Origin of the sequence: Vibrio sp. 10N.286.52.F8 (assembly GCF_041468745.1) — a bacterium.
GTDB lineage: Bacteria > Pseudomonadota > Gammaproteobacteria > Enterobacterales > Vibrionaceae > Vibrio > Vibrio crassostreae_C.
Genome location: NZ_JBFRJF010000008.1, coordinates 86,002 through 104,698, shown reverse-complemented (window position 1 = coordinate 104,698; position 18,697 = coordinate 86,002). Strand labels below are relative to the sequence as shown.

Here is an 18,697-nt window from a genome sequence, read left to right as displayed (position 1 = left end):
AACATTAAATACCACTCTTAAGCCTTGAATATGCTAGTATCCATCCATATTTATAGCTTGAAAGTGACCGTTTCGGCTTAGTGCCAATGAGTTTCTTTCCAACCTGTATATTCCTTTGAACCGACGAATATACCGTTAAATCAATTTTAAAGAGAAATCACTATGATCGTTGATTTGAACCTAATCCCACAAACGTTTGATATGCTTCACGCAGGCCTAACTGCATCAAGCGTTTTACTACTGTTAATTGCCGTTTCTCGTAAAACCAAAGTGGTTGAGAAAGTCGTAGAAAAACCAGTAGAAAAGGTCGTTGAAGTTGAAAAGCCAGTTGAGAAAATTGTCGAAGTAGAGAAAGTAGTAGAAGTTGAACGTGTGATCGAAAAAGTAGTAGAAGTTGAATCTAAGCTTGCTACAGCACCTACTGATTCAGCAATGCAGCTACTGTCTATCATGCAGCAAGAAGCGCGCCTTATCGACTTCTTAAAAGAAGACCTAACGTCATTCTCTGATGAAGAAGTTGGCGCAGCAGCTCGTGTTATTCACACTGGCGGTCAAAAAGTATTGGCTGATTACGTAACGCTGTCTCACATCCGCACTGAAGATGAAGAAACACGTATCACTATCGCTGAAGGTTTCAACCCTCAAGAAATTCGCCTAACTGGCAACGTAACGGGCAATGCACCATTCAACGGCACACTAGTTCACAAAGGTTGGAAAGCAACTGACATGAACCTGCCTAAGCTTGCTGAAAACTACGATGCATCTGTAATTGCACCGGCAGAGGTGGAGCTATAATGGAACACCAAAGTCATTCAGCTCAAGAGCCATCTTCTCAAGAGCAAAACCAGGCACCCAAGTTCAGTGTTGGTATCGATTTAGGTACTACACATTGCGTTTTGTCTTACATCGACACAAGCAATGAAGACGCTCGCGTTGAGGTGATGCAAATCCCTCAACTGACGGCGCCAGGTACAGTAGAAACTCGCAGCCAACTTGGCTCGTTCCTATACCAACCGCACGAACATGAAATGAATGCGGGCTCTCGCGTTCTTCCTTGGTCTTCAGAGCCAAAAGCGCTAGTGGGTGCAATTGCTCGTAACCTTGGTTCTAAAACCCCTATCCGTTTGGTAGCAAGTGCAAAATCTTGGTTATGCCACGGTGGTGTTAACCGTCGCGATGCTTTCCTTCCTGCAGGCAGCCCTGAAGAAGTTGAAAAAGTATCTCCGCTTAAGACAACTGAATTGTACCTTGAGCATCTTAAAGACGCATGGAACCACGCAAACCCAGAACACAAACTGGCAGACCAAGATGTAACGATCACGGTTCCAGCTTCGTTTGATCCTGCGGCTCGTGACCTAACAGCAGAAGCTGCACGTAATGTTGGTTTCACTCACCTAACGCTTCTTGAAGAGCCACAAGCGGCTCTGTACAGCTGGATTGATAACAGCAACGACACATGGCGTGATGAAGTAAACGTTGGTGACATCGTTCTTGTTGTCGATATCGGTGGTGGTACAACCGACCTTTCGTTAGTTGAAGTAACACAAGATGACGGCAACCTAAGCCTGAACCGTATCGCAGTAGGTGAACATATCCTACTTGGCGGCGACAACATGGACTTAGCACTGGCTTACCGCTTGAAGATGAAACTGGCGCAAGAAGGCAAAGAACTGGCTCCTTGGCAGGTTCAAGCAATGACTCACGCATGTCGTGATGCGAAAGAAGCACTGCTTAACGATGCTGAACTGCAATCTGTGCCTATCGTTGTTCCAAGCCGTGGTTCTAAACTGCTTGGCGCAACACTGAAAACAGAACTGACTCAGCAAGAAGTTCAACAAACATTAGTGGACGGCTTCTTCCCTAAAGTTGCTGTAACTGAGCACCCTGTACAAAAGACGCGTGGCGCACTGACTCAAATGGGTCTGCCTTACGCTCAAGACGCAGGTATTACTCGTCACATTGCCGCATTCCTTTCTAAGCAAGCGAACGCGCTTTCTGGAAATAGCGAAACGGCTCAGCAAGATTTCAACCCGTTTGCAAACATGCCCGGTATGCCCGGTACGCAAGGGTCAGAAGCGCCAGCGGCAGACTTCATCAAGCCAACAGCAATCCTGTTCAATGGTGGTGTTCTAAAATCGAACCTACTTGCTGATCGTCTTTCAGATACGATCAACGAATGGTTGATCAATGCTGACGAAGAGTTCGCAAAACAGCTTTCAGGTTTAGATTTAGACCTAGCGGTTGCAAGTGGCGCTTCATACTACGGCGCAGTTCGTCGTGGCCAAGGCGTTCGTATCCGCGGTGGTATCGCTTCTTCTTACTACGTAGGAATTGAAAGCGCGATGCCAGCTATCCCAGGTATGGCTCCTCCGATGGAAGCTTTGTGTGTTGCACCATTTGGTATGGAAGAAGGTTCAAGCGTACAAGTACCTAGCCAAGAATTCGGTCTAGTGATTGGTCAGCCAGTACACTTCCAGTTCTTCGGTTCAACCATTCGTCGTGAAGATGAAGCGGGTACGCACCTTGATCACTGGGCGCCTGAAGAGCTTGATGAGCTTCCTGAAATCCAAGTGACATTGCCGGTTTCTGAAGGCCGTCGCGAAGGTGAAGTGGTTCCAGTGACTTTGGCTTCTCGCGTTACTGAGCTAGGCACCTTACACCTAGAAGCGATTGCTACTGACAACGGTCAGAAGTGGCACGTTGAGTTCGATGTTCGTGAAGACTCGAATAACGACTCAAACGAACAAGCATAATGAATCAACGGCACCTTAGCGGGTGCCGTTACTTTATCAATGCATTTCTCAATCTAGTCCTGCCTGTTTCTCAGGAATGACGTTTACGAATAACAACAATAAGACCAAAGCTATCAAAAAACTGGTCATCACTCTGGAAGAATAAGGTTTTGTATGGCAACTCCTCGTTTTTTAGTCGGCATTGACTTAGGTACAACCAATACGGTTGTCGCTTACTGTGAAATCAACGACGACCTACAACATGCTCCCGTTTCTCTTTTCGATATTGACCAACTCATCGGCCCCGGTGAAGTGGTTCGCAAGCCCTTACTCCCATCCTTTCGTTACCACCCAGCACAAGGTCAAATATCCCCTTCTGACCTGACAATGCCGTGGGAACCAAGCCCCGTTGAAGGCGATATTAAGAACGTTATCGTCGGTGAATGGGCACGTGAATTAGGCGCTAAGGTTGAAGGCCGCCAAGTATCGAGTGCTAAGAGTTGGCTGTCACACCAAGCGGTGGATCGTAACTCCGACATTCTGCCTTGGACAGGCGCAGCAGATGTCGATAAAGTCTCGCCAGTTGTGGCGAGTGCAAGCTACCTCAACCACATTCGCCAAGCATGGAACTACCGTAACCCGAGCAACAAGCTTGAAGACCAAGATGTTGTGGTTACCGTTCCTGCTTCCTTCGATGAGACAGCACGCAAGCTAACACTCGAAGCCGCAGAACTGGCGGGCTTAGGTAAGATTCTATTACTCGAAGAGCCGCAAGCCGTTTGTTATGACTGGTATGCCCGTCACCAACAAACCGCAGCCGATGAACTTCAACAAATCCCACTGATTCTAGTGTGTGATGTTGGAGGTGGTACCACCGATTTAAGCTTAATTGAAGCCAAATTCGATGCGAACAGCGACGGTAATAACGAGCTCGCACTCGACCGTATTGGTGTTGGTGAACACTTGATGCTTGGTGGTGATAACCTCGATTTAGCCCTTGCCCACCTTGCAGAGCAACGCTTCAATCAAAACAAAAAGCTGAATGCCTCTAGCCTAACCAAACTGATTCAACAGACTCGCGCCGCAAAAGAGAGCCTGCTTTCTGCCAATGCGCCCGATGATGTGAAGATCACCATGCTGGGCAGCGGTTCAAAACTGCTTGGCGGTACTAAGAGTATTGGTTTAACTAAACAAGAAGTCCATCAAATCGCATTGGAAGGTTTCTTCCCGCTTTCTGAGTTTACTGAAACACCCGACAAACGCCGCAGTGCTGTGGTTGAGTTTGGTCTGCCTTACGTGGCTGACCCTGCGGTGAGTAAGCACGTTGCAGAATTCCTAGCAACGCACCAACAAGTGTCTAAAGCCGCATTGGAAAACTCAGACTCTATTGAGTTCGATGACACCAAACCTGCAATTCCAGTTGGCGTGCTGCTCAATGGTGGTGTGTTTAACAGTGAACTGGTAACAGAGCGAATTACTCAGCTACTGGGCAACTGGAACGGTTCTCCTATCACAGTGCTTGATAACCCTCATCCAGATTGGTCTGTTGCCCTTGGCGCGGTTGCCTTTGGTAAAGCACGCCGCGGTGCACAGCTGAAAATCGGTGGCGGTGCTGCACGTTCTTACTTCTTGCATCTGCAAGAGAAAAACAAGATGGGTAAAGCGCTTTGTCTGCTTGCCAAAGGAACCGAAGAAGGCCAAGAGATACGCTTGAACAGCCGTCGTTTCTCGCTGACTTTAGGTGAGCCAGTACGATTTAATCTTCTGACTTCAACACACGATCAAATTGCTCATGACACCGCCATTCAAAACGGTGTGATGGTCAATGTGGATGCCGACTTGTTCTCCCCTCTCCCACCGTATATTTCTACGCTGGAAGGCTCAGGTACTGCAGAACTTCAAGCCAACCAAAAAGAGCGTGTTGAAGTACTGCTCGCTTGTCAGTTAACCGAAGTCGGCACATTGAAAATGGAGTGTGTGAGTATAGAAGATGGCTCTAAGCGTTGGTTGCTTGAGTTTGAAGTAAGAAACAAGCAAGGCGATGAATCTGATACCTCCGCGCTTCACCCAAGATTGGAAGAGTGTAAGGAGTTGATTTCTCGCCTGTACAGCGGCAACAAGAAGAGTGCTGAATCGAAAGAGATCAAAACACTATCGAAAGATCTTGAGAAGCGACTAGGTAAACGCGATGAATGGGACTTCACGACCCTTCGTCATCTATTTGATACCTTCTCATTAGGTCGTAAACGTCGTCGCCGCTCAGAAGCACACGAGAAGAACTGGCTACGTTTGGCGGGATACTCGCTACGTCCTGGCTTTGGCGATCCGACTGACTCATGGCGTATCGAACAGATTTGGGGCCTTTACCAACAGAACATTCAGTTCAAGAACCACCAAGGCTGGACAGACTGGTGGGTATTCTGGCGTCGTGTCGCTGGTGGGCTAAACCAAGAGCAGCAAGAGAGTATCTTGGCTGACATCGCTAAATACCTTCACCCAGGTGCAATGAAGAACCCTAAGACAGCCAAAGATGCGCAAGATAATGGTTATGAAGCCATGGTTCGTTTAGCGGCGTCGCTTGAGCAACTTGAAGTGGAAGACAAAGTGCTGCTCGCAAGCTGGTTCTTGAGCAAAGCGATTAACCATAACCAGTTCGAACAGGCTCACTGGTGGGCGCTAGGACGATTAGCATCAAGAACGCCTTTGTATGGCAGCCAACACAGCGTAATTCCTAGAGAGCAAGCTGAACAGTGGTTACCAAAACTGCTTGAACAGAACTGGCAGAAAGAGCAGATGATCGCCTTCGCAGCGGTGATGATTTGTCGAAAAACCGGTGACCGTCAGTTTGATATCTCTGACGACTATCGCAATCAAGTGATTGAGAAGCTTAAGCAAAGCAAGGTACCTGACTCATGGTTAACACTAGTGAGTGAAGTGACTGAGCTTTCTGAGAGTGAATCTAAGCGTGTGTTTGGTGATGCGTTACCAAGCGGATTAAGCCTAATCAATAACTAGGTTTGAAAACGATTAGCTTTCGTTGCTAATGGTAAAGAAGCTAGCAAGAAAAGAAAAAGCCACTTTCGATTCGTTGAAAGTGGCTTTTTTATTGGTGGCTTAAGGCTGGTATGTGTAATCGACTTATAGCTTTTTGGTTAAGAGCCTTAGCCGTGTTGCAGTTCATCATTGTTAATGTTTGGTTCCAGTTGGGTTGATAGGAAAATCCGTATTTTCATAAATGTCAGATAGTTTTTTCGGTTTCTTCTCTTTTGCTCCTTTGTTCGATTGATTATGAGTTTCGCTTAAAAGCCATTCCTCATGCATTTTTGCTGAATCCAAAAACTCTGGATCCTCCATTGCTTCCTTGCGAAGTTTATTTACACGTTCGAGAGTATCCCAAATCATAATACTTCACCTCCACTAAGGCAGTAATATAAAGATAGCTCAACCCCATGAAACTTCAACTAACCCAATGAGATAGCGATCTCAATTTCGTAATTCACTCGCTTTAAATGAGTGGATATGGTCACCTTTAGTTGGGCTCAAATAGTGGGTCTTTCCCCATAATCTTCGAAGATCATTAGGCACAAAAAAAGCGAGCTCGATGCTCGCTTTTTGTTTATCTATCTGTTGCTCGGATTACCAGCACTAGCTCGATTAAATCACACCGAGGTTAAGCACGGTTACCAATTTTCACCTTGCCATTGGTAGCAAACCAAAGGGCTTCTGAACGACGACGACCGATTAGAATCGGGCCATCATCGTAGAACAAGAAGTTCTTCCAATGCTTCTTGAAAATCGCCCATTTGGTTTCAAGAACATTGTACTTTTCGTAACAAAAATAAACAGTTACGTCATCTTGCCAATCAATAAAGTTAAGAATCTCTTCTGGCATTTCAGGCTCATCCGCTTCCCAATGCGCCATCCAACTGATCTCTTCATTCCAGTTCGATGCTTTGCTTGGCCAGTCTTGCGAGCTCAGTCGTTCTGCGTCTGGGCTTTGAGGGCTCACGTTCTCTTTCCAGAACTGAGATGCTCTCGCCTGTGTCATTGGCTTAATCTTTTCCAAGTCCTCTGCCGGAAGCGGCATTGACTGGTGTGTGAAAATCCATTTTCTTTGGTATTCGTCCAAAGTTGTGTATGACATCAAAATTCCTCAAATATCTGCTCAGGCTGATGGATTTACCATGCCTATCTGTTCTTTTTGATGCAGTGACGGTTTCATTTTATCTATGTCGTCACTGCCTCTAAATCTGTATTTACGCTTAATTGGTACTTACGCCTAATGACTATTGATCTCTATACAGCGCGTCTATCTTCCCAGTTTGGGTTAACTAATGCCGTCAGTATATGGTCTTCCCATTTACCGTTAATCTGTAGGTAGTCTTTAGCAAAACCTTCTCGGACAAAACCAAGATGTTCTAATACACCAGCACTGCGTTCGTTGTGAGGCATGTAGCCCGCCATTAAGCGGTGCATGTTCTGCACATCAAACATGTAGTCTTTGGCCATGCTCAAACCTCTGCGCATGTAACCGTGGCCTTGTGCACTTTGCGCCAATGAGTAACCGACATTACAAGCGTAGAACGGGAAACGCGACAAATTACTGAACGATATGGTGCCTAACATTTCATTAGAGTCAGCGTTAATCAGTAAACAGTAATAGCCTAGCCCCATTTTATGAAGCTCGTTTAACTTAATCAGTCGCTGCGCCCAACTCGCTCTATCAAAGAACGCATCTTCGCGTATCGGCTCCCAAGGTTTCAGGTACTCTCTGTTAACCTGAAAGTACTCGCTGATCATGCCAGCGTCATCGATTTCAGCCGTGCGTAAAATCAGACTACCATCATGCTTATAAATGCGCTCTGGTGTACTCAAATCTTCCATAATCTTGTTCTTATTCGATCAGTTCTTTCTGATACCGTAATCACGAAGCTTATTCGCAATTGAGGTATGAGATACATTCAAACGTTTTGCTAGCTTACGGCTTGATGGGAAAGACTGATAAAGCTTCTCTAGAATCTGAGATTCATAGTCTTTCATGATTTCATCGAGCGAACCATCTAAGCTCAGGTTCGCCATTCCTGCCGTCATTGTTTCAAGCTGTGGCAAGTGGAATTGCTCAACCGTTAGCGTGTCTGAATCCAACTCTGTCAGTGCGCGTAGAACCATGTTGTCTAACTGACGAATGTTGCCCGGCCATTGGTAATTACCAAGCTGGTCGACTAACTCTTGAGTCAGTTTTGGTTTTAACATACCTAACTGCTGCGCGTACTTTGCAACGAACAGTTCCAACAGTGGCGCTACGTCGTTTGAGCGTTCACGCAATGCAGGGATAGACAGAGTCAGTACATTCAAGCGGTAAAACAAATCTTCACGGAACGAACCCGAGTCGGCTAATTCAGAAAGACGGTGGCGCGTTGATGCAATAATACGAACATCCGCGTGCATCTCTTCTTCTTCACCAACACGACGGAATGAACCATCTTGGAGGAAACGCAGCAGCTTGATTTGAAGATGCGGGCTCATCTCGCCAATTTCATCTAAAAATACCGTACCGCCATTCGCTTGCTCGAAAATGCCTTTATGACCTTGCTCATGGTTGAATGAACCCGGCGCATGACCAAACAATTCCGTTTCCGCTACGTCATCAGGCATCGATGCACAGCTTAGAATCAAGAATGGGAAAGACGATCGATTTGAACGGTTATGACACGCTTTCGCCAGCATCTCTTTACCCGTACCTGTATCGCCTTCAATTAATAGAGGCTGATCCAGCATAGCCAATTTCTTAGCTTGGCTGATCAAGGCTTTATGGCGATTAGAGACACCAACAAAGTGTTCAAAACCCAGGTTGTTCTGTTCTGGGATTGAATCTGGCGAGTTCATCTCTTGATTACAAGAACGAATCGTCATTACTGCGCTTGCCAGTACCGCTTCGTTGACATCACCACCAAGGTAAATCGGCAGGATCTCAATAGAGAAATCTAAGCCATCCAACACGACAACTTCACGATGGCGCGTTACATCGCCTTCGATCCAACGAGCAAAGTTAAAACTAGGAACAAACGTCGCGAGCGGTTCACCGATGACTTCATCTTCTTGTTTGTTGAAGAGGCTCAATGCGGCGTGGTTAGCCATATCGACTGAGCCTTTAAGGTCAATCGCAATCACAGGATCAGGTAGGTTTGCCAGCAGAGCAATCAGCTCTGTGTTATGCCTTTCGCTTGGCATAAATTGGATTTTACGTACATCCTTCACACCTGAAATTCGGCGAATTTCAGCCATAAGTTCACTAAAAGCATCAAAATCAATATCAGGGCAGTTTAGATAAATAATACCTTTAACATCAATTTCGATTCCTCTTAAATCAATGCTTTTTGAGGCCAAGATATCGAGCAACTCACGCGTTAAGCCGAGTCTGTCTTCACACAATACTTCAAGACGCACAAATAGTCCTATTATAGGTGTCAGGATAAGTTGACAGTAGTGTGGATTAAGCTCTGAGTTCAGTCAAGAAGAAGAGTTATCATATATCTATTCAATTTTTAGATATCAACACCTTAGAAAGATCTAAAACCATTCACCACACTTATCAACATTTCCAACCGTAACACCTCGCAACATTCCCTTACTTTATAAATGGTTATTTTATGGAACTAAAGTCAAATCACCCATAGCCTATATTGTTCCGTATAAAAACATCGGCTTAAATATGAAATACTCTAAACTATTCCTCACAATAATCAGTACCTTCTCTGCGTCTAGTTTTGCAATGACTTCTTTCGATACAAGAAGTGTTGGCATGGGCAGCACTGGAGCTGCGTCAGCCTCTTACCTAACATCCAGTTTTCATAATCCTGCTTTAGCGGCTCGTTATAAAGAAGGAGATAACTTTGGGTTAATTCTTCCCGTTCTCGGAGCAAGGGTTCATGATGCAGATGACATGATCGACAAGTTGGATCACTTCCAAGATATTGATGATCGATTGCAATTTGATCCCGGGAATGAAGAACTATTAGAGGAATGGCGCAAAGCTTTAAAACAACTAGATAACGGAAACTTAAACGTAGAAGCTAATCTAGGTACAGTATTCGCTATTCCAAATAAACACCTGAGCACCAACTTCTTCATTAAATCTCAAGTAGCCACCATTGCTAGATTCAATGTGAATGATGATGACTTACAAAATGATAACCCTACAGATTCAGAACTGCTCTCAAGTGGTCAAGCGGTTGGTATAGCAATTGTTGATGTAGGTTTTACTTTTGCTGATACATTTACTTTTCAAGAACACGATTTTATGTTGGGTATTTCACCCAAATACCAACGAATTTATGGTCTGAACTACGTTGAAACACTGGATGATTTAGATGACGACTTTGATATTGAAGAGGATTACGTAGAAAAATCCGCATTCAACATAGATTTTGGTGCTGCTTATGAATGGGGAGATAACACCATTATTGGGTTGTCTGCTAAGAACCTCCTGTCACAAAAGCTAAAAACTAAAACTCACATGGGACAAAAAGCAACGGTACTTGTTGAACCAGAATATGTATTAGGTATTTCCTATGATAAATCGTGGTACAACCTTACAGCGGATATTGATTTAAACGCCGTCAAGCACTTTAAAGAGTACGACTACAAAACTCAGTATGCAAAAGTGGGCGCTGAGCTTGATGCATTCAGTTGGGCTCAACTTCGTTTAGGCTATATGCATAGTTTAACTAACTATGCAGATGACCTAGCCACTGTAGGCTTAGGCTTTAAACCATTCGGTATCTTTGGATTCGATTTAGCGGCACAAGCAGGCAAAGATAATAACTACGGGGCTTCTGCTCAGCTCATCATGCATTTTTAGTCTCTGCCAAAAGAACAATTTAAATAAACCGCACCCATTTTGTGGGTGCGGTATTGTTATTTGAGAGTGATACGCTTTATTTCAGATAGGACGGCTTTGCGGAGGTCTGCCAGTTTTACTTTTCGTTCGTTATGCCAAGGCATAGGACGCAGCAATGTCATGGCTTTTAAGCCCAGTCTTGCAGTAAGGATACCGACACCTAGCCCCTGCCCTGCTCGAGCTGAGACTTTGCCTGCAAGATCCATCGAGACGAGATCCATACTTGCATCAATCGCGAGCTCACTTGCTCCTGCAGCGGCCATGTTGATTAACACCAGTTTAAATAGCTTAATGCGAGACCAGTAGCCAAGCTCAATGCCATACACATCAGCAAGCTTGTCTATCATGGTGAAATTTCGCCAAGCCACCAACAACATATCAGCCGCCGCCAATGGACTCACCGCGACCAAAGCCGCCGATTCGGTCGAAAACTTAGTGACGATTTGAGTCGCTACTTTGTCTTGTTGACTCACGACTAACGCATCGTACATATCCAACACTTCTGCATCACTGTGTGCAGGGTTAATGCTGTTTCGCCACTTATCGTACGAAGGAGACTCAGCGATAATGCCGCCTTGCTTGGCGATGTTTTCACAGAACGCTTTGCCCTTGCCGACACTTTGACTTTGGAGTAGCGCTTCACTCTGCTCTTGCACACTAAAGTGATCTTTAAGTGAACGCAGTTTCCACAGCTCTTTGCCTATTGCGCCTAAACCCAATGAAGCAATGGCAGCAATGAAGCCTGCCCAACCTAACGCCAGCCAGTCAGCCGATTGAATCGCGGTAATGACCGAATCAATTGCCTGCCATCCAACTAGGCCAGAGAAAGCGACCAATAAACCCGTTCCAAACCACTTCTTCTTTTTGCTCGGTCGAATCACTTGTTCCAATTGCTGCTCAGCTTCACCATCAAGATCAGCTTTCACTTGCGGTGCGACAGGGACAAATTTCTCTTGCTCTGTGAACAGTTGTTGAGCGCCTAAATCCGGGCCAACGTCACTCTTGTCTTGCTCATCAAAAGAGGTCTTCAACGGTTCATTAAAGACCTGCTTTGTTTTTAATTCACTCATTTTGATTGCCTCAATTACTTCAACTTGTCGCCAATGAGATACTCTAAAACCTTGTCGACTCTTAGATGTTGGCAAGGCTCATCGGAATGTTGCTCCATCGGTCTAAAGCTCGTGAAATCAAACTGGTTGGTTTCCCAATACTGTTTATTAGGCAACTTACGCGGCACCTCTCCCGGATACATGGTTTGAGGGACATTATCCAAAGTCACACCTTGCAACGCCGGAACATTGTCTGAACCCGACGAGATATAACCCGCGCTGGTCGCTTGAATAGACGCGATACTCATACAACTCATGTCGATGTGTTCAAACGCCGCCTGCTGCCAAGCTGGATGCACCATCTGTTGTAACAGTGACACCAAGTTCGGATGTTGATCCGGTGTCACGTGATCAGCTTTTGTGGCTGCAAACAAGATCTTGTCGATCTTCGGCGCGAATAAACGTCTTAAGATATTGCTTCGACCGTACTTAAAGCTCTTAAGTAACTGTTCTAACGCGCCACGCATGTCCATGAAAGAGTCATAGCCCGCATTAAGTGGCTGTAAGCAATCCACTAGCACGATTTGTCTGTCGAACGTCGCGAAGTGATTCTTGTAGAACGCTTTGACGACCTTCTGTTGATACTCTTCATAACGCGCTTTAAGTACCGCATAGTTACTTGTTTTTGAGAACTTACCCTCAGGTGCGATGCACGGGAAGAATTGCAACACAGGCGCGCCTTCAAGCTCACCGGGTAATACGAATCGACCCGGTTGTACCCAATGCAGCCCGTTACTTTTACAAGTATGAAGGTACTGAGTGTAGCTATCGGCAATCGCGACCAGTTTCTTTTCGTCCGCTTCTGCTAGCAAATCGATATCACCACGCATGGCGTTCCACTGTTGCGAGTAAGTTTCTCTGTCGCCTTTCAATGCGGCAAACTGAGATTGGCTCCAGGTATCGAAGTCCATATCCAGTAACGGCAAATCAAGCAGCCATTCACCTGGATAATCGACAATATCGAGATAAAGGGTGCTGTTTTTACTCAGTAGCTTTTTCGCGCCCTTCGCAGGCTTATATTTGATTGCTAGACGAATCTCACTGACATCACGCGTTGGCACTGGCCATTCTGGTGGCTGTGCATTCAACGACTCCATCGCTTCATCATAAGAGAAGCGTGGAATCATCATGTTGTGTTGCGGGATACGCTTTGCGCCAATAATTCTTCCATCTCTCGCCGATGCAAGCAGTGGCAAGTTTTTGTGGGTAGACGTATGAAGAAGCTGATTAACCAGCGAAGTAATGAATGCTGTCTTACCCGCACGAGAGAGCCCCGTGACCGCTACTCGAATATGAGAATCCGTTCCTCTGCTTATAAAGTCACTCATTTCTTGAGTTAGGTGTTTCATTTGAACGACTCCGTGATAGTTAGGCTAGCTGGTTATGATAATAGAAAGGCTAGCTGGTTATGATAATAGAAAGGCAAGCCTATGTTCTTTCCCCGTTGGGATAATATGTATGCTTTTGCTTATGTTGATGAGTATGCAATACACATTCTTAATGCTAGATGAATAAAAGCCCCTGACTACATTCATAATCAGGGGCTTTAGAATTTTTGCACAATATCCGACGTCTAATCGTCTTCAATCAACTTGTAGATAACAAACAGTGCAATCTCTGCAATTAGCCAAAGCGCACATGTAATCGTCACGTATTTATTATCAAAGATACTGATCCCTTTCAAGATCAGGTCGTAGCCAACAAAAGCACCAATCACCACTGCCAAGATAATCTGTAGGATCTGAATAAAACGAGGCATTCCTCTCTCCTATGTTCTTATATCAAACTATGTGTTTATCACTATATCATTGATAATAAGACAAAAGTGCAGATAATGCTGCACTTTTGTCTTTAACTTTCTGTCAAAAATTGCAATTCAAACGCTGAAGTTAGCGACAATTACGATTTTTTGGCGTCGATTAATTACGCTTTCTCAGCTTCAGCAATCTTCACTTTCCACGTGTCAGGGCCGATCTGGTGTGCGTTCACGCCGTTAGAGTCAACCGCTACCGTTACAGGCATATCTTCAACTTCAAACTCGTAAATCGCTTCCATACCGAGATCTTCAAACGCAACAACGCGTGCTTTTTTAATTGCTTTTGCGACTAAATAAGCTGCACCACCAACCGCCATTAGGTAAACCGCTTTGTGCTCTTTGATTGATTCAACCGTTGCAGGGCCACGCTCTGCTTTACCAATCATGCCCATAATGCCGGTTTCTTCTAGCATCATGTCGGTGAACTTATCCATACGAGTAGAGGTTGTTGGGCCAGCAGGACCAACCGCTTCATCGCGTACCGCATCAACAGGACCAACGTAGTAAATAAACTTACCTTTCAAGTCGACGCCTTCAGGTAAACCTTCACCACTTTCAAGCATGCCTTGAATACGCTTATGCGCTGCATCACGACCGGTTAAGATCTTGCCTGATAGAAGAACCGTTTCGCCAGTCTTCCACTCTTGAACGTCTTCTTTAGTAATTTCATCTAGGTTAACACGGCGTGTATTTGCGCCGGCTTCCCAAGTAATATCAGGCCACTCTTCTAACTTAGGTGGTGTTAGCTCTGCAGGGCCACTGCCGTCTAATGTGAAATGTACGTGACGTGTTGCTGCACAGTTTGGGATCAAGCAAACAGGCTTAGAGGCTGCGTGCGTTGGCGCTGTTTTGATTTTAACGTCAACCACAGTCGTTAGACCGCCAAGACCTTGTGCACCAATACCAAGCTTGTTTACACGGTTGAAGATGTCTAAACGAAGCTCTTCTTCTGCGTTCTCTGGACCTTTGTCGATAAGATCTTGAATATCGATGTGTTCCATCAGAGATTCTTTCGCTAGTACTGCTGCTTTCTCAGCCGTACCGCCGATGCCTATACCAAGCATGCCCGGTGGACACCAGCCCGCGCCCATTGTTGGTAGCGTCTTCTCTACCCATTCTGCAATATCATCAGAAGGGTTCAGCATAACCATCTTGGTTTTGTTCTCAGAACCGCCGCCCTTAGCCGCGATTTGAATTTCAACTTTGTTGCCTGGAATCATATTAATGTGGACAACCGCTGGTGTGTTGTCTTTGGTATTAATACGCTTACCTGCAGGGTCCATTAGGACAGATGCACGCAATGGGTTATCTGGGTTGTTGTAAGCTTGACGAACGCCTTCATCAACCATCTGTTGTACTGTTTGATCCGTTTCCCACCTAACATCCATACCGATGTTCACGAAACAAGTAACAATACCCGTATCCTGACAAATTGGACGATGGCCTTCCGCAGACATGCGCGAGTTGATAAGAATCTGAGCGATCGCATCTTTAGCTGCTTGGCTCTCTTCTTTCTCGTACGCTTTTTCTAGGGCTTGGACAAAGTCTAAAGGGTGATAATAAGAAATGTACTGAAGTGCGTCAGCGACACTGCTGATCACATCTTGCTTACGAATAACCGTCATTGCATGCCTCTTTATTGTTCTGGTTCCATGTGGGTTCACAGTTTGACTATATGTGCCAAATCGAATTAGGTGGTTTAGCTTTTTATTGTGTTGAGCTGTATTTAGTTGCTTTAGCAATCGCTTGCATAGCTTTAAACTAAACCACTTGGATTACTCCGTTCTAATCAAGAACCCATTTTATTTTCAATTTATGATACTCTTGCTTCCTCTCACACGCCATGCAGTGATCGAACTCTTTGTCACAAATTAAACAAATGAATAACAACGAATTTCGCTCTATCCAAATCAAGCCGCTTGAATATCAATCAACTTTAGCTAAACAGCTGTTTTCCCATATTGAAAACCTGCCGTGGGCAATGCTATTACGCTCCGCTTCAGAAAGCCACGTTGATAGTCGATACGATATTTTGGTTGCTCAACCCATCGCCACCTTCGAGACAATCGGTGCAGAAACGACCGTTAATGTTAATGAGACGTGCGAGGTTTCAGACTCTGATCCTTTCGAACTACTCGACCAATATCAGCAACAATTATTGCCTGCGACTAAAGAGCACACTCAGTTGCCATTCGTTGGCGGCGCTTTAGGCTATTTTAGCTATGATTTAGGGCGCAGAGTCGAGACACTTCCATCACTCGCAAAGCGTGATATTGAAGCACCTGACATGGCAGTTGGCTTGTATGAATGGGCTGTTATCGTTGACCACCAATTGAAAACGGCGTGTATTGTCGGTAGCAATATCGATGAACATCATGATTGGCTAATGCAGCAGATGGCTCAATCACACCTATCACATGCGCCCTTTGGGTTAACCACACCGTGGCAATCCAATATGAGCGAAGAGAGCTACGCCACTAAGTTCGATAGTGTTCAAGAGTACCTGTTATCCGGGGACTGCTATCAGATTAACTTAGCTCAGCGCTTCAATGCCCAATACCAAGGTAGTGAATGGCTGGCTTATGACAAGTTAGAACAGTACAACTCAGCGCCCTTTTCGGGTTTTATCCGTTTGGCCGACTGCGCAATCATCAGTGTTTCGCCAGAGCGTTTCTTAGAACTCAAAGACAACGTCATTGAAACCAAGCCAATCAAAGGCACACGACCTCGTTCTGAGGACCCGATGATTGATAATGCCAACGCGCAAGACCTAGCAAGCGCCGATAAAGATCAGGCGGAAAACTTGATGATCGTCGACCTACTTCGTAATGACATTGGCCGAGTAGCAAAACCGGGCACAGTGCATGTACCAAAGCTCTTCGATATTGAAAGCTTCCCTGCCGTGCACCACTTAGTGAGCACGATACGAGCGGACCTTGATGACCAATACTCTGCAACTGACCTTCTGAGAGCCTGTTTCCCTGGAGGCTCGATTACTGGCGCACCAAAAGTTCGCGCGATGCAGATCATTGAAGAGTTAGAACCGCATCGACGTTCAGCGTACTGCGGCAGTATTGGCTACATCAGCCGAAATGGCAGAATGGATACCAGTATTACCATTCGTACATTAGTCGCCGAGAACAACACGCTTTATGCTTGGGCTGGCGGTGGTGTGGTATTTGATAGTGATTGTGCTTCTGAATACCAAGAAACACTGGATAAGCTGAGTCGAATTCTACCGGTACTTGAAGATTGCTAAACCTAGTGTCATTAACTGCGAGTTCCGCGACTTAATGACGAGTTCCGTAGCTTAACGGCTAGCAAAAGTTCGATATAAAAAGAAACCGAAGGATCGTAAGATCACTTCGGTTTTTTAGTCTGTAAGTTAGAGTACATAACTCACAACGCTTTATTCGCGTGTTTAAGCGACCTTCACCGCTGAGACACCCCACTTCTTGAGCATCTCTTTCAGATCGTTGGCGGTGTAAGGCTTACTCAAAATGTCATCCATTCCACACTGAATACAACGTTCGCGTTCTTCCAATGTCGTTCCGGCGGTCAGTGCCACAATAGATTTAACGTAACCCTTCTCTCTTAGCTTCTCTGTTGCTTCAAACCCGTCCATAACAGGCATTCTGCAATCCATGAATACAATGTCGTATTCGTTGTCTGACGCGAGCTCAAACCCTTCGACACCATTACTTGCAATAGCTGGTTCAATCTCATGTTTACGGAGCATCTGTTGGATGATGATCTGGTTCATCTTAATATCATCAACCACCAGCACTTTAAGTAGTGACAATTCCGCCTCATACTCAAAGCCCTTGGCGACACTATCACTCTCTGCCGGAACATCGACAACTTGAAGAGGAATCGAGATGGTAAACGTCGTGCCTGAACCAACGACACTGGTCACCCCAATATCACCATTCATCAGAGCCACCAGTTTGCGACAAATCGCTAACCCAAGTCCTGTACCCTCATAGTTCCGACTACTTGAGTTATCTGCCTGCGTAAAAGGTTCAAACAGCGTCTTATGCGCCGATTCAGCGATTCCGACTCCGGTATCTTCTACAGAGAAAACAAATTGGTTTTTGTCCCACTCAATATCAACATTCACATGCCCTTCTTCTGTAAATTTAATCGCATTACCTATTAAGTTCACAAACAGTTGTGTGATGCGCTCTAAATCGCCTTGGAAATGGGAGGGAACGTTTGACGTAACACTGATATTGAATTCGAGCTGCTTCTCAATTGCTCGATTGACGAAGATGCTTTCAATCGTGTTTCTCAAATCACGTAGGGCAAATTTCTTTGGAATAAGCTCCAACATCCCTGCATTGATTTTGCTGTAATCCAATAGATCATTAATGATGGTTCGGAGAAACTCTCCAGATTGGCTCAGGTTGTTCACTATCTCACGCTGAGAGCTATTCAGTTCGGTATCACTGATCAACTCGGCACTGCCTAGTAAGCCATTAAGTGGAGTTCTTAACTCATGATTAATCATGGCCACAAAATCACGCGTTGCCCTTTCGGACTCTTCCGCTCGTTTACGTGATTCAATATTTCGGTTGATTGCTAGTTGATGGGTTAAGGCACTGCAGATAAGGTCCGTGACCAACAACAGTTGGCTTTGGATAAACTCGTAGTCTTGGTCTAACAACCTGACTCTGACGATTAACGCACCAACTATGACTTTTTCAACCTCTAAGGGCACGGTCAGTAGGTTGTCTTGCCAATGAGGTTCTTGAATGTCTTGCTCTAACACCTCGACAGTCTCATCGCCATAATCATAGGTCTGTAACTGAGGGATGAGCTTGGGAGGTAGAATCAAACGACTGGCTTCGATTAAGTAGCTGTTAGTCACGTTGGTCGTTAATTCAGATAGCATGACATCATCGAGATCATTTCTTAGAAACGCGCGCCCAAAATCAATCAACAGGTTGTCGATTTGTTCTTGGAATTCAATGCGGCGTATATTCGCGTTGGAGCGTTTTTCTAACTGACGCAAAGCAAGCTCAAGCTGTTGGTTAGCCTCGAACAGTTCGAGGCTCTTCTGTTCCAACAATCCTTCAGCCGCTTTCCTTGCCGCGATTTGACGCTTAAGCTTCTTCTCTAGGGCAGATGCCAGATCCAT

The 18,697-nt window shown here is 45.3% G+C and carries 14 protein-coding genes; 5 read left to right on the top strand and 9 right to left on the bottom strand.

What is annotated here, in order from left to right; all coding sequences use genetic code 11:
* Positions 1-162 precede the first annotated feature (162 nt).
* The 3 genes from AB4133_RS03760 to AB4133_RS03750 all read left to right on the top strand — a co-directional run bounded on the left by AB4133_RS03760 (position 163) and on the right by AB4133_RS03750 (position 5,747).
* Positions 163-795, top strand: coding sequence for a DUF2760 domain-containing protein (locus tag AB4133_RS03760; RefSeq protein WP_017060436.1), 633 nt, complete (start codon positions 163-165; stop codon positions 793-795).
* Positions 795-2,753 (top strand): Hsp70 family protein, encoded by a 1,959-nt coding sequence (locus tag AB4133_RS03755; RefSeq protein ID WP_017065433.1) that lies wholly within the window; start codon positions 795-797, stop codon positions 2,751-2,753. The genes AB4133_RS03760 and AB4133_RS03755 overlap by 1 nt, the downstream gene beginning before the upstream one ends.
* 153 nt (positions 2,754-2,906) lie before the next feature.
* Positions 2,907-5,747, top strand: a complete 2,841-nt coding sequence (locus tag AB4133_RS03750) for an Hsp70 family protein (protein ID WP_372223990.1) — start codon at positions 2,907-2,909, stop codon at positions 5,745-5,747.
* Positions 5,748-5,918: 171 nt separating this feature from the next.
* Here AB4133_RS03750 and AB4133_RS03745 read toward each other — a convergent pair whose 3' ends face one another.
* From AB4133_RS03745 to tyrR, 4 genes are all read right to left on the bottom strand, one after another.
* Entirely contained in the window at positions 5,919-6,134 is a 216-nt protein-coding gene (locus tag AB4133_RS03745) for a hypothetical protein (protein ID WP_012604204.1), read from the bottom strand.
* Between the two features lie 268 nt (positions 6,135-6,402).
* Positions 6,403-6,876 carry a DUF2947 domain-containing protein gene (locus AB4133_RS03740; protein ID WP_017060433.1) on the bottom strand — a complete coding sequence of 158 codons (474 nt, stop codon included), beginning with the start codon at positions 6,874-6,876 and terminating at the stop codon, positions 6,403-6,405.
* Positions 6,877-7,028: 152 nt separating this feature from the next.
* Complete coding sequence (gene rimJ / locus AB4133_RS03735; RefSeq protein ID WP_017070888.1) at positions 7,029-7,616, bottom strand: ribosomal protein S5-alanine N-acetyltransferase; 588 nt, start codon at positions 7,614-7,616, stop codon at positions 7,029-7,031.
* 18 nt (positions 7,617-7,634) lie between these two features.
* The gene (tyrR, locus tag AB4133_RS03730; protein WP_136974821.1) at positions 7,635-9,179 is read right to left on the bottom strand and encodes a transcriptional regulator TyrR; all 1,545 of its coding nucleotides are present in this window, start codon (positions 9,177-9,179) and stop codon (positions 7,635-7,637) included.
* Positions 9,180-9,444: 265 nt separating this feature from the next.
* Here tyrR and traF point away from each other — a divergent pair, with 265 nt between their 5' ends.
* A complete protein-coding gene (gene traF, locus AB4133_RS03725; protein ID WP_029236450.1) occupies positions 9,445-10,593 on the top strand; it encodes a conjugal transfer protein TraF in 1,149 nt (382 codons plus the stop codon).
* Between the two features lie 56 nt (positions 10,594-10,649).
* Here the strand turns inward: traF and AB4133_RS03720 are convergent, their stop codons facing one another.
* The 4 genes from AB4133_RS03720 to AB4133_RS03705 all read right to left on the bottom strand — a co-directional run bounded on the left by AB4133_RS03720 (position 10,650) and on the right by AB4133_RS03705 (position 15,182).
* Complete coding sequence (locus tag AB4133_RS03720; RefSeq protein WP_372223989.1) at positions 10,650-11,702, bottom strand: YcjF family protein; 1,053 nt, start codon at positions 11,700-11,702, stop codon at positions 10,650-10,652.
* A gap of 14 nt (positions 11,703-11,716) precedes the next feature.
* Positions 11,717-13,090 carry a YcjX family protein gene (locus tag AB4133_RS03715; RefSeq protein WP_017067718.1) on the bottom strand — a complete coding sequence of 458 codons (1,374 nt, stop codon included), beginning with the start codon at positions 13,088-13,090 and terminating at the stop codon, positions 11,717-11,719.
* A gap of 224 nt (positions 13,091-13,314) precedes the next feature.
* Entirely contained in the window at positions 13,315-13,500 is a 186-nt protein-coding gene (locus AB4133_RS03710; RefSeq protein WP_004734731.1) for a hypothetical protein, read from the bottom strand.
* Positions 13,501-13,664: 164 nt separating this feature from the next.
* Complete coding sequence (locus AB4133_RS03705) at positions 13,665-15,182, bottom strand: fumarate hydratase (protein WP_372223988.1); 1,518 nt, start codon at positions 15,180-15,182, stop codon at positions 13,665-13,667.
* Between the two features lie 254 nt (positions 15,183-15,436).
* Between AB4133_RS03705 and pabB the strand changes: the two genes are divergently transcribed.
* Positions 15,437-16,816 (top strand): aminodeoxychorismate synthase component I, encoded by a 1,380-nt coding sequence (gene pabB, locus AB4133_RS03700; RefSeq protein ID WP_017065426.1) that lies wholly within the window; start codon positions 15,437-15,439, stop codon positions 16,814-16,816.
* Between the two features lie 162 nt (positions 16,817-16,978).
* Here pabB and AB4133_RS03695 read toward each other — a convergent pair whose 3' ends face one another.
* Positions 16,979-18,697, bottom strand: coding sequence for an ATP-binding protein (locus tag AB4133_RS03695; RefSeq protein ID WP_102428579.1), 1,719 nt, complete (start codon positions 18,695-18,697; stop codon positions 16,979-16,981).